The sequence below is a fragment of the Desnuesiella massiliensis genome (assembly GCF_001403615.1).
GTDB lineage: Bacteria > Bacillota > Clostridia > Clostridiales > Clostridiaceae > Desnuesiella > Desnuesiella massiliensis.
Genome location: NZ_LN879453.1, coordinates 84,564 through 96,974, shown reverse-complemented (window position 1 = coordinate 96,974; position 12,411 = coordinate 84,564). Strand labels below are relative to the sequence as shown.

Annotated in this window: 14 protein-coding genes; 6 read left to right on the top strand and 8 right to left on the bottom strand. The window is 29.7% G+C overall.

Features of this window, described 5'->3' with window-relative positions; all coding sequences use genetic code 11:
* Positions 1-144: 144 nt before the first annotated feature.
* A complete protein-coding gene (locus BN2665_RS03045) occupies positions 145-561 on the top strand; it encodes a bacteriohemerythrin (protein ID WP_055665643.1) in 417 nt (138 codons plus the stop codon).
* Positions 562-606: 45 nt separating this feature from the next.
* Here the strand turns inward: BN2665_RS03045 and BN2665_RS03040 are convergent, their stop codons facing one another.
* Positions 607-1,953, bottom strand: a complete 1,347-nt coding sequence (locus BN2665_RS03040; RefSeq protein ID WP_055665642.1) for an APC family permease — start codon at positions 1,951-1,953, stop codon at positions 607-609.
* A 258-nt stretch (positions 1,954-2,211) separates the two neighbouring features.
* A complete protein-coding gene (locus tag BN2665_RS03035) occupies positions 2,212-2,415 on the bottom strand; it encodes a hypothetical protein (protein ID WP_055665641.1) in 204 nt (67 codons plus the stop codon).
* 353 nt (positions 2,416-2,768) lie between these two features.
* On the opposite strand from BN2665_RS03035, the gene BN2665_RS03030 reads away from it, so the two are divergent.
* Positions 2,769-3,077 (top strand): winged helix-turn-helix transcriptional regulator, encoded by a 309-nt coding sequence (locus tag BN2665_RS03030; protein ID WP_055665640.1) that lies wholly within the window; start codon positions 2,769-2,771, stop codon positions 3,075-3,077.
* 146 nt (positions 3,078-3,223) lie between these two features.
* On the opposite strand, the gene BN2665_RS03025 is transcribed toward BN2665_RS03030, so the two are convergent.
* On the bottom strand, positions 3,224-4,522 hold the full coding sequence (locus BN2665_RS03025) for a murein hydrolase activator EnvC family protein (RefSeq protein WP_055665639.1): 1,299 nt from the start codon (positions 4,520-4,522) through the stop codon (positions 3,224-3,226).
* Between the two features lie 234 nt (positions 4,523-4,756).
* On the opposite strand from BN2665_RS03025, the gene BN2665_RS27265 reads away from it, so the two are divergent.
* On the top strand, positions 4,757-4,909 hold the full coding sequence (locus BN2665_RS27265) for a hypothetical protein (protein ID WP_195892649.1): 153 nt from the start codon (positions 4,757-4,759) through the stop codon (positions 4,907-4,909).
* Between the two features lie 68 nt (positions 4,910-4,977).
* On the opposite strand, the gene BN2665_RS03020 is transcribed toward BN2665_RS27265, so the two are convergent.
* The 4 genes from BN2665_RS03020 to BN2665_RS03005 form a co-directional block, all read right to left on the bottom strand.
* Positions 4,978-5,394 carry an HNH endonuclease gene (locus tag BN2665_RS03020; RefSeq protein ID WP_055665638.1) on the bottom strand — a complete coding sequence of 139 codons (417 nt, stop codon included), beginning with the start codon at positions 5,392-5,394 and terminating at the stop codon, positions 4,978-4,980.
* A 118-nt stretch (positions 5,395-5,512) separates the two neighbouring features.
* Positions 5,513-6,625, bottom strand: a complete 1,113-nt coding sequence (locus tag BN2665_RS03015) for a DUF362 domain-containing protein (protein WP_055665637.1) — start codon at positions 6,623-6,625, stop codon at positions 5,513-5,515.
* 112 nt (positions 6,626-6,737) lie between these two features.
* Complete coding sequence (gene thiI, locus BN2665_RS03010) at positions 6,738-7,883, bottom strand: tRNA uracil 4-sulfurtransferase ThiI (protein ID WP_055665636.1); 1,146 nt, start codon at positions 7,881-7,883, stop codon at positions 6,738-6,740.
* Complete coding sequence (locus BN2665_RS03005; RefSeq protein WP_055665635.1) at positions 7,880-9,019, bottom strand: cysteine desulfurase family protein; 1,140 nt, start codon at positions 9,017-9,019, stop codon at positions 7,880-7,882. Before BN2665_RS03005 ends, thiI begins: the two co-directional genes overlap by 4 nt.
* Positions 9,020-9,282: 263 nt before the next feature.
* On the opposite strand from BN2665_RS03005, the gene BN2665_RS03000 reads away from it, so the two are divergent.
* Positions 9,283-9,510, top strand: coding sequence for a DUF1450 domain-containing protein (locus BN2665_RS03000; protein ID WP_055665634.1), 228 nt, complete (start codon positions 9,283-9,285; stop codon positions 9,508-9,510).
* A 128-nt stretch (positions 9,511-9,638) separates the two neighbouring features.
* Here BN2665_RS03000 and BN2665_RS02995 read toward each other — a convergent pair whose 3' ends face one another.
* A complete protein-coding gene (locus tag BN2665_RS02995) occupies positions 9,639-10,631 on the bottom strand; it encodes a DUF5667 domain-containing protein (RefSeq protein ID WP_055665633.1) in 993 nt (330 codons plus the stop codon).
* A 176-nt stretch (positions 10,632-10,807) separates the two neighbouring features.
* Between BN2665_RS02995 and BN2665_RS02990 the strand changes: the two genes are divergently transcribed.
* Together BN2665_RS02990 and BN2665_RS02985 are read left to right on the top strand one after the other, a co-directional pair.
* A complete protein-coding gene (locus BN2665_RS02990; protein WP_055665632.1) occupies positions 10,808-11,494 on the top strand; it encodes a sigma-70 family RNA polymerase sigma factor in 687 nt (228 codons plus the stop codon).
* Positions 11,487-12,395: an anti-sigma-I factor RsgI family protein gene (locus tag BN2665_RS02985; protein WP_055665631.1), complete on the top strand. Its 909-nt coding sequence runs from the start codon at positions 11,487-11,489 to the stop codon at positions 12,393-12,395. The genes BN2665_RS02990 and BN2665_RS02985 overlap by 8 nt, the downstream gene beginning before the upstream one ends.
* The last annotated feature ends 16 nt before the right edge of the window (positions 12,396-12,411 follow it).

Here is a 12,411-nt window from a genome sequence, read left to right as displayed (position 1 = left end):
ATTAACTTTTTATAGATAATAATACTATATTTAATAGTTATACGTAAAAAAAATGTAAAAGTCTGTGATAAAAATTAAAGTATTGTTATATAATTTATGCTATAATGCATTATATATGGTTTTTAATTTAGGAGGGAAATACATATGTTCGAATGGAAGGACGTTTATAGTGTAAAAATTTCTGAAATTGACTCACAGCATAAGCAGTTATTTAAAATAGGCGAGAACTTAGCTACAGCCATTAAAATTTCTGATACAGAAACAGATCATTATGATGAAATTGTAAGACTTATTAATGAACTTAAAAGTTATACTGTTTATCACTTCCAACATGAGGAATCCATAATGAGAAAAATAGGTTATGCCAATTACGAAAATCACAAAGCTGAGCATGACGCTTTTATTGAAAAGATTAGTGAGCTTCAAAAGCAGGATATTTATATTAATCAAAAAAATGCTATGATGAATATATTAACTTTTATTTTAGATTGGATCAGTAAACATATATTAAAAAGTGATATGGCTTATACAAATCAATTTAAAGAAAATGGAATATTTTGAAAAAGTTAAGGGTTTATATTTTTAGCAATATAAACCCTTGTATTTTTAAAACTCTCTTAAAGATTTAATTCTATCTTTATTTTTTACAGTAATATATAAATAAAATGGTATTCCAAATAGCATGAGTAAAAATCCGTACATAATTATTTCTGCACCAGAACCATATATGGCCCAAACAGCATATATAAAACCCATCAGAGGAACTATAGAACTTCTTAGGAAATTCCATAAATTAATCTTAGCCTTATGCTTTATCACCAATAATATCTCCGCAGCTGCAGTGATGGCATATATGGGCAAATATGATAAAGTGGCTAGCAAAGATACAAAAGTAAACGCTGAGCTAAATCCTTTTGTATAATTCATCAATAGCAGTATATTAACTAATACTCCACTTATTATTAGGGAAACATACGGTGTTTTAAATTTTGGATGTACTTTTCCAAAGCACTTTGGGAACATACCATCTAAAGCAGCTGCGTAGGAAACCCTAGCTGTAGAAAGTATCCATCCTATAGTCGTACCTACAATGCTTAATAATGCTAGAATACCAATATATATGCCTATATCAGTTCCTAAGATTTTTGAAAAAATATCTACAATAGGAGTAGTGCTTACTGCCAGCTCTGATTGACTCATGGCTCCCATGGAAAAGAAACTTATTAACATATATAATATTACAGCTACAATCATTCCTAAAATTGTGCTTAACTTAATGTTTTTTTCTCCATTTTTAATTTCTCCACCAGTTACAGAAGCAGTCTCTAGTCCTGTAAACGCCCAAAGAGTAGCTGTAGCCGCAGCAGGTATAGTATTTATTCCTTTTCCTTGGGGAAATAAAGGAAATATATTCTCTACATTAAAGCTCATTCCCGCTAATATTATAAATAAAATAAATAGTATCAGTTTTATTATGGTACTAGCTGTTTGAACTTGCGCTGCAGGTTTAACCCCGAAAATATTCAGCAACGTAAATATCCAAAGAATAGCTGAGGAACTTATAAATCCTATAATAGAATTTGAGGCTATTTGCGGCACCAAAAACCCTAAATAGCTTGTAACAGCAATTATAATAGCTGCATTTCCTATCCAACATCCATTCCAATATAGCCATGCATTCATATATCCAGTAAAATCTCCAAAGGCTAACTTAGAGTACTCATAAGGTCCTCCAGTTTTTGGTATTCTAGATCCCAAATTAGCATAGGAAAGAGCTAAAAATATTGAACCAATTCCAGTCAAAATCCAAGCAATCATAGTTGCTCCTGGACCAGATTTTTGAGCCAAAGTAGCTGGTAGCATAAAAATTCCAGAGCCCACCATATTACCTATAACCAAAGCTGTAGCCATAAAAAGGCCAAGCTCTTTCCTCAATTCATTTTTTTCCTCCATTTGTTATTCCTCCATTAACCAAGTAAAATTAATCAAAACTTGACAATATCATTAACTATTTGAAACTATTTTAACCTTCCTCACTTTTACGCTTACTTTAGCTATTTTATAGCCTGATTCATAAGTAGTCAATATTTTTTTATAATTATTCATAGAAAATATTTAGATTTTATTTATAACCTCTAAATTAAAAAATACATGTATGATATCAGATACCATCATACATGTATAATTATCCATAAATTAAATTAGGCTAAACTATTTTTTCTTTCCACAACCACAATTTCCTCCACAGCCACCACTTTTTTTATCCTTAGTTCCACTGCAACCACAACCACCTCCAAAGGTAGTGATTACTTTTTGTTTTACTACATTATCCGTATAATCTTCAAAGCCATGTTCTTCACTATCTTTTAAATAAGATATATACTCTTTATCTATATTGGTATTATTTTTATTCATAATAATATGCAACTCCTCTGAAATAATTATCTTATGATAAATATTATCATATCACTCATATTATAAACAATAATCTATTTTAAAAATACCATATTTATAGGATATAACTAAAAAAGTATTCATAAAATAAAGTATATGTTCTATAGCAATATAATAGGAAGGTTTGAAATGAAATTTTTTAAAACTAAAAATTTGTCTATCTTCGCTAAATTAATGATAGCATTAGGAACCATACTTTTAATTGAAATAATTCTAATTTTAATTAGTCATTTTAGTAAAAGCATATAAATATATAAATATTTACTTTTATATATTAACTGTATAAAATATATTTAAAGGTGGTGAATATTCTTATGTCAGATTTTCATTTATGTCCAAAGTTTGAACATGCTTTTGAGTTATTAGGAAAGAAATGGACTGGTCTAATTATTCGGGTTCTTCTCAATGGACCAAAAAGATTTTCAGATATAAAGCAGGTTATTAATGAATTAAGTGATAGAATGTTAACTGAGCGATTAAAGGAACTTGAGTGTGAAGGGATAATAAAAAGAAATGTATATCCTGAAATTCCTGTACGCATTGAATATGAATTAACAGAAAAAGGTATTGAATTAGAAAAGGCTATGGAGGAAATTCAAAAGTGGGCTGAAAAATGGGCCTGATAAATAAAAGTTGCTACACAGCTTTTATTTAATGCATGTAATTTTGCCTAGCCATTAAACAATATAATTATAGCTTTTTCGTAGAGTATGGGAGAAAAATCAACTATAATTGCGCATTCAAAAAGACGACTTTCGTCGTCTTTTATTTATTTTACGTAGTTCATTGGGTTAACGGATTGTCCATTTTGTCTTACTTCAAAATGCAAATGAGCTCCTGTACTCCACCCTGTAGAGCCAACATAAGCAACCACTTGCCCTTGATTAACTGAAGCACCTGGGCTTACGGCTACACTACTAGCGTGAGCATATAAAGTTTGCATACCACCACCATGATTTACGATAACCACATTTCCATATATTTCATTATACCATCCCGCAAAAGCAACTTGTCCAGCTCTAGCAGCCTTTATGCCAGTACCAAAAGGCGCTCCAAAATCTACTCCATGATGAAAACTAGATTTACCTGTTACAGGGTGTATTCTTTGTCCAAAAGGCGAAGTAATAGGTCCTGACACTGGTCTTATGTACCCAGAAGGATTTGCATTATTATTACCAGAGTCAGGCTTCTGATTATTAGAATTGTTATTCAAAGAATCTAATAATTGCTTTAACTCGTTTTGAAGCTGCTCATTATCTTCATTTAATGCAGCAATCTCGTCTTGAAGCTTTTTCTCAGAAGCATTTAAACTACTATATTTTGAATTTTTTTGTTTTTCTATAACTTTTATATCATCCAAAGTTTTTTCTTGCTCTTTCTTTTGAGCTAATAAAGTATCTTGTGTTTGTTTTAAAGCATTTTGTTCCTTTTGTAAATTTTCCTTTTGTGATAATAATAATTTGCTATCTTCTTCAAGCATCTTTTTCTTCGCTTCAAGTTCATTTTTTAACTGTTGTACTTCATTAATTAGTTCCTTATCATTTTTTATTATTCTACTCATAGTTGAAGCCTTATTTACTAATTCCAATAAACTATCACTCTCAAGCATTAAGAATATCATGGCATCGAAAGGATTGGATTTATACATGCTTCTAAGTCTTTTTCCTAGCATGTCCTGTTTTTCTTCTTGCTCCTTTTGCTTAAGCTCTATTTCTTTAATTTTATCATCTATTTCCTTTTGCTTTTTGCTTATACTATCCTGCACAGTTTTAATATTGCTTTTTAAAGCATTGATTTTATTCTCATAGTCACTGATTTTACTTTGAGATTCTTGAAGGGTTTTACCCTTTTCATTTATTTTGTTATGTAAATCATCAATTTCCTTTTGAGTATTATTTTTTTCACTCTTTACCTGATTCTTTTCATTTTCTAGTTCTTTTATCTTACTATTATTTTCATTGATTTGTTGTTCCTTATCATTAGTGCTTACATTAGCTGCATAAGCCATACTCCCTACATTAAAAACTGCAAGCGCACTTAAAACTATTGCAATACTTTTTATCTTCATACACATCACCCTATTTTTTAAGTTTCTTTTTATTTATTATACAACATAATAAATAAAAATTCCTTAAAAAATTCATTTTTTTAATATTTTTTTTAAATATAAAATATATTTAAGTATAAAAACACTACTATTTATTGTTTTATGTAAAATAATGGTAAATATTTGCATCTATAAAGAATATATAATTTTAAATTGGTTATATTATATTTGAATAATTTACGAGGAGTGATTCTTTTGGTTCATAATAATAAAAATCATAAAAAGACTGATGATATCACTAACGCAGAAATGAGAAAAATGTTTCCTAAGGGTGGAGAGGACATAGGCGTTAAAAATGGTGTAAAGATAGGGTCCTATGCAAATAGTAAAGACCATACTAGAGAATAATAGTAAAAGCAAGGCAAAACCTTGCTTTTTAACATATGAGTAAAAATAATTAATTAAATGCGTACTATCTAAACTACTTTTACTCTCTCAATTAATTCCATTAGCTCCTTCTCGGCCTCATCCATATATAAGCGTCCCCCCATACACATGGATATTATTTCTTCCTTTTTGTATCCTTCTTTATACTTTTTTAAATCTTTAAATATTCTTATTACTTCGCTAGAGCTTAAATTTAATATTTTCTTAATCTCTTCCTCACTATAATACTCCTTATAGCTAAACAAGGAAAACAGTTTATCCTGTAGTTCTCTTTTATATTTTAAATCTACATCAGCATTTATATGTGGTCCGTTTTTACCCCTATGGCATCTAGAGCATAAATACTTATAGTTTATAGAAACATTAGATAAGTAACTTGCTTCACTTCTAAATATTATATGGTGGACTTCTGCATTAGGATTACCACATACTTCACAATACTTCACTCTTTCAACTCCTTTAAAATATAAAATCTTTTGTGTCTTCTTAATTCTATTATACAAGATTTTTATACTAATTAATAGATTGAAACCATTGGAGAGTATGTTTAATATATACTTTAGTCTATTTTAATTCAATAATTTCATAATCTAATATACCTAATCCAATTTTTTCACCATGTTCAAGGCCTACCTTCCAATTAGTATTAACATGTATATGGGAAAACTTATCTGTTCCTTCATGATAATGTTTTTCATCCAATTCACTACCCTTAATTACTGAAGCTTTATTAACCATATCTACACAGGCCTTGTCTAGAGCTATTGGGTCAAAGGATGCCGCAATACCTATGTCCGGTACTATAGGTATATCATTACAGCTCCAACAATCACAGTTAGGTGATATATTCATGATAAAGTTAATATGAAAACTTGGTTTATCTTTAACTACTGCTAAAGCATACTCTGCAATTTTTTCATTAGCAGTATCAGCTGATTCGTTCCAAACCACTTGTGCTGCATCAAATTGACAGACAGCTACACATTGTCCGCATCCAACACACTTTTCATAATCAATACAAGCTTTTCTATTCTCATCAAGAGAAATAGCTTGCTGAGAGCAGCTTTTAATACATTGTCTACAACCTACACAATTTTTTTCAACTATTTTAGGTTGAGAAGCTGAGTGCATCTCTAGCTTACCACCCACAGAACCAGACCCCATCCCTAAATTTTTTATAGCTCCTCCAAAGCCAGTCATCTCATGTCCTTTAAAATGGTTCATAGATATTACTATATCCGCATCAGCTATAGCTGATCCTATCTTTGCCTTTTTACAATGCTTTAAATCAACTTCAATTTCTCTATATTCTGTACCTTTTAGTCCATCAGCTATTATTACATTACATCCTACAGCTAAAGGATTAAATCCATTCTCCATGGCAGATTGAATATGATCAACTGCATTTGATCTCCTTCCAGAATATAAGGTATTAGAGTCTGTCAAAAAAGGCTTTCCACCGGATTTCTTTATCAATTCTACCACACGGGCGGCATAGTTAGGTCTAATATATGCTAAATTTCCTGGCTCTCCAAAATGTATCTTAATAGCTACAAATTTATCTTTAAAATCTATGCTGTTAACGCCTGCCTCCTTTATTAATTTTTCTAGCTTGTCTAGTAAATTATAACCTGGTTTCGTCCTTAAATTAGTAAAATAAACCTTAGACTTTTCCATAAAATCACCTCATTCAAATTTTATGTTCCCATATTTCTATATTATCCCATAATTTGATATACTTCAATATATAAGAAAAAAGCGACCTTGGTCGCTTTTTTAAATTCGAATTTTAAAGCTCGTAAACTTCCATATCCTCTATAGCTTTCTTAACAAGTTCATCACTCTGTAAAGCCTCTTCTGAAGTTATTATCTCTTTTAATCTTGGTTTTGTTTTTGGATGTTTTGGAACAAATATAGTACAACAATCTTCATAAGGTAATATTGATGTATCGTAGGTACCTATGTCTTTAGCTAGATTCATAATATCACCCTTATCCATAGCTACTAATGGTCTAAATACAGGTCTATCTGACACATCATCACTTACCACTAAGCTTTCCATGGTTTGACTTGCAACCTGACCGATGCTTTCTCCAGTGGTAACAGAATTAGATTTCTTTAGTTCTGCTAATTCACATGCAATTCTCATCATGAATCTTCTCATAATAATAGTTAACTCGTCTTCTCTACACTTTTCAATAATCTGCATTTGTATTTCAGTAAAAGGTACCACATAAAGATTAATCTTTCCTGTGTACTCACTTAATATCCTTGCTAAATGTTTTACCTTATCCTTAGCCCTTTCACTAGTATATGGATGGCTATGGTAATAAACGCAGTTAAGCTCTACTCCTCTTCTTGCCATTAGATATCCTGCCACTGGAGAGTCTATACCTCCAGAGAGCATAAGCATAGTACTTCCATTCATTCCATAAGGCAATCCACCTACAGCTTTAATCTTTTCTTGATAAATATATGCCTTCCCTCTGATTTCTATATTTACAACGCATTGAGGATTTGTAACATTAACCTTTATATGTTCAGCATTTTTTAATACATAAGCCCCTACAGTTCTACTAGTTTCCATTGAATTCAAAGGGAACGTCTTATTTGCCCTATTAGTTTCTATCTTAAAGGTATCAGCCTTAGAATTTACTACCCTTTCCAATGCGGCTCCTTCTATATCTTCTAATTTTGCTTCAACTTCTTTTACAATACATAATTCTGAAACCCCAAATACCCTTTTAACCCTATTTATTACTTCTTGAAGATTTTCAGAATATATAAACCATCTATTTTGATCTACTACAAATTGGTATTGTACTCCCTTTAAAACCTTAGTTATATTTTTTTGTAATTGTCTCTCAAACTTATTTCTATTTAAACCCTTTAAAAATATTTCAGGGGCGTACTTCACTAATATCAATTCTCTCATTTTCTAACTCTCCTTAAAAAATTCAATGATTGCTTTAAATTTTCAATAACATAATCTATCTCTTCTTTAGTATTTTTTTCATTAAAGCTGAATCTTAAAGTTCCTTCAATGTCTTTATCACTTAATCCTAACGCTTTTAAAACAGAGGCACTCTTCTTACTTTTAGAGGAACATGCGGAGCCCGTAGAGACGTAAATCCCCTTTTCTTCTAGTAGATGCAAAAGCACCTCACCTCTTACTCCTTTAAAGCTAACATTTAATATATAAGAACTTATGTGTTCTTCTAAAGGACTATTAATGCTGATATCTTTAACCTCTTGAAGTTTATCAATAAAATAAGCTTTTATACTAGTTACTTTATTATAGTTTTCTATAATATTTTCATACATCATTTCGCTAGCCATTGCCATGCCTGAAGTGCCAGCTACATTTTCAGTGCCAGATCTATATCCCTTTTCTTGTCCTCCACCAGTAATCAATGTTTTAGGATATAGTGCCTTTTTTATGTAAATTGCACCTACACCTCTTGGCCCATGAAACTTATGTGCACTTATAGATAATAAATCAATATTACATCTTTGTACATCTATATTAAATTTCCCATAACTTTGAACAGCATCCACATGGAATTTTGCTCTTTGGCTTTTCTTTCTTATAAGAGCTCCAATAGCTTCTAAATCCTGAATGGTGCCAACTTCATTATTGACATGCATAATGCTTATAAGCACAGTATCTTTATTTATACTATTTTCTAGCTCATGTAAATCTAGTCTGCCTTTATCATCCACCTTAATATAACTAACACTAACTCCTTCATCTTCTAGTTCCTTGAAGGTCTTTAGAACGCTAGAGTGCTCTATAACACTTGTAATCATATGACAACCAGGTTTAGCAAAGCCTTTTATTGCTAAGTTATTACTTTCACTTCCACCGGAAGTAAAAATAATTTCATCCTTGCTACAATTTAATGTATAAGCAATTTTTTCTCTGCTATCATTTAATAGTCTTTCCGCCTTAATACCTAATAAATGCTTAGCAGAGGGATTTGCAAAATTATTTTTCATATTAAAAGCTACTGTATTAATTACCTCATCATAAGGCATAGTAGTAGCTGCATTATCTAAATATACTTCCATTTCTCTCACCTTCTTTATTATTATTTCCAGTAGAAAAATTTATATTACTTTCCATACGACTTATAGTGTATCATTAATTAAAAAACTATGTCAATTTTAAATTGCTAAAATAGTATATTCAACAAATTCTATCGATACTTCATAATAAATATTAAAAAATAATTATTTTCTTTTATTTATATTTATACTATAATTATAGTGAAATACTAACTATATATTTTTTATATGTAAAATTAAATCATTCCCCCTTGGAGGTGTTTCTATTGAAAGTAAAACTTTGTAAAAATAATAAAGCTCATTCACAGATTGAAAAAATGCTTAAAGAGTATGATAAAGATATTGAAATTAAAGTTAAATCTTGCTTAGGTTTTTGCAAAACTTGTAAAGAGAAGTATACAGCTTTAATAGGAGACAATTTTTTAAAATCCTCTGATAAGGATAAGCTTTTCAATAAAATTGTCAAGGCTCTTGAAGGAGATAATAAACAATAAAAATCTATCTTTAGCTACTTAAGCTTATTTTTAATAACTATAAATAATATTAAATAAAAAAAGCAAAAAAATTCAAAGTGTGAATTTTTTTGCTTTTTTAGTTAACAATATTTTCTATAAAGCATCAACTATTTTTTACCGTTATTACCCTTTTGACTATTACCTTTATCCTCTTTAACTTGTTTATCTTTTTGTTCTTCACTTTTATCCTTATTCTCTTTTTTCTGCTCCTTGCTTTCAACAGCTTTTTCTTCCTTCTTTTCTGTTCCTTTAGCTTTATCTGTCTCTTTAGATTCAGCTTTCTGCTTCACCTCGGTAGCTGGCTCTTTTTTAGGCTCCTCTACCTTATTACCTTCTTGAGATTTATCTTCATTATTTTTAATATCTTCTTTATAGTCTTTCTTTACCGCTGCAGCCTTTTCCTCAATGGCTTTTTTAAGTTCTTCCCCTTTACTATCCATGGCAGCTTGAGCTTCATTTAAGACAGTTTTTGCCTTATTTATAGCCTCTTCGTCTCCTGATTTTTCTACCTTCTTCAATTGAACTTTAGCTTCATTGTAAGCTTTCTTTGCTTCATTAAATTCATGTCTTTTTTCTACCATAGCTCTTACAGCTTCTTTTTTCTCACTTTGCATCTCTATTACCCTTTGAATGTTTTCCTTTGCTTCTTCCGGAAGTTTTTCTTCTAAGGCCTTTAATACTTCAATAGACTTTTCAGTCTTATTTAGTAAAGTATCACCAAGCTTTTTTACCTTTTCTATTTTTTTTGCATCTTCACTATCTTTTACATCCTTTAATATATCTTCTAATTTACCTTGAGCTTCTTCAATTTTTTCTTTATACTCCTCAAGAGCTTTTTCTGCTAACTCTTCCTTTCCTTTCTCTGTCATAACTTCACTTTCTCCTAGCCTCTCTTCTGCTATGTTTGCAATAATTTCAGCTTTCTTTTCTTCTGATGAAGTCAATGCTAATTTTAAAGATTCCATTCCTTTATCTAAAGGATACAATATATTATCTGGGGTTATGCCCGCATACTCCTTATTAGATGAAACCTCTGCGGCTTTCACCGTTCCTCCTAAAATAAATATGGATAATAAAGCTATTAACATAGTCTTTTTCATTTGAATTCCTCCTTTTATATCATTTGCTTATATATACGGCAGCTAATATATTTATTAGGGGGTGCCTTTTTCCACTAAATATGCCCTTAAAATTAAATTAATCTTCGTATATAATTATATATATAACAATATAAGAAGCTTCTTTTATAAATTTATGAACATCTCGAGGTGAAAAGATGGATTTAGATCTTTTGAAAAAAGAAAATAGAGATAATTTTATAAGCGAAAATATGAGTTTTGTAAAATCAGTAGCTTATAACATATGTAAAAGACCTCTATCTTCTGAAAATGATGACGAGCTTAGCATTGCACTTATTGCTTTTAATAAAGCTTGCGATACATATAATAATATTAAGGTTAATTTTCATTCTTATGCTTCAACTATAATTAGAAATGCTTTAATAGATTTTTTCAGAAAATCAAATAAAAATATAGTGTTGTCCTTCTCCGTAGAGGAGGATAACTTTGATTATATCGATAATACATTGTCAATCAATGAATATAATCAATCCAAAGAAAAGGAACTTTTATCTGAAGAAATTTCTTATTTTATTAAAGAGTTGACAAAATATAATCTTAAATTTTCAGATTTAGTAGAAGCTTCTCCTTCTCATAAGGATACTAGGAATAATCTTTTAAATATAGCTACTGCTTGTACAAAAAAAACTTATATAACAGATTATATAAAATCAAAAAAGATACTTCCCATTAAGGAAATATGTTTACTTACAAGTTGCAATAGAAAATTAATTGAAAAATGGAGGAAATATATTATTGCGCTTATTTTAATATTAGACAATGATGAATATTTATATCTAAGATCCTATTTAAATATAAAGAAAGTTGGTGATGTAGATGACTAAAACCGGTATTGTTATGGAAATCAATGATAGTAATATAGGCATTTTAACTCCCTCTGGAGAATTTGCGTATGTTAAAAGAAATTCTAAATCTGTTACTATGGGAGAACTGTACTCTGAGGAAATCTTTAATGGTACTAAGAAAAAAAGTATTAATGTAAAAAGGCTATTTTTGATGGCAGCATCCTTTTTACTTTTAGTTTTCCTATCTAGTGGCATATTTTTATACAATGAGCCTGTCTCTGCTGTAACTATCGATATTAACCCTTCTGTTGAACTTTATGTAAATAGATGGAATAAAATTGTAAAGGTAGTTCCGTTAAATGATGATGGAAAAAATTTAGTAAATGAACTTAATATAAAGAACTTAGACATATCAAATGGTATAGAAAAAATATATGAAAAATGCAAAAGTGAGAATTATATAACTGAAGATTACAAAAAAGATAAGGCTATAAACATACAAGTAAGCAATCTTAAAAATCACCAATTAGATTTATCAAAGGTTGAAAAGAAAATCGAGGATGATGGCATTAATATCATTATTGATATCAGCAAAGATAAAGAAATAAAAAAAGATAATAATTCTGAAAAGTCTACATCTCCAAGTGAAAAAGAAAATGATAACAATTCTAAAACTAAAGAAAATAGTAATGGCAATAACAAAGATAAAGAAAACAATGGCAAAAACAAAGAAAATGGTACTTTCAAAGATAATAATTCTAACAATAAAAATGTTCCTGAGCAAAAAAATACTAATAATTCTGAATTAAATCAAAAAGATAATAACTTTGGCCAATCAAAGGATAAAGGTAAAGGTTCCGACGATAAAAATAATAATAAAAACGATAATAAAGACAAAAATGATAAGAATCAACCTAAAGAAAAAGATAAAAAACGCTAAAAAAGAAAAGTCGTAG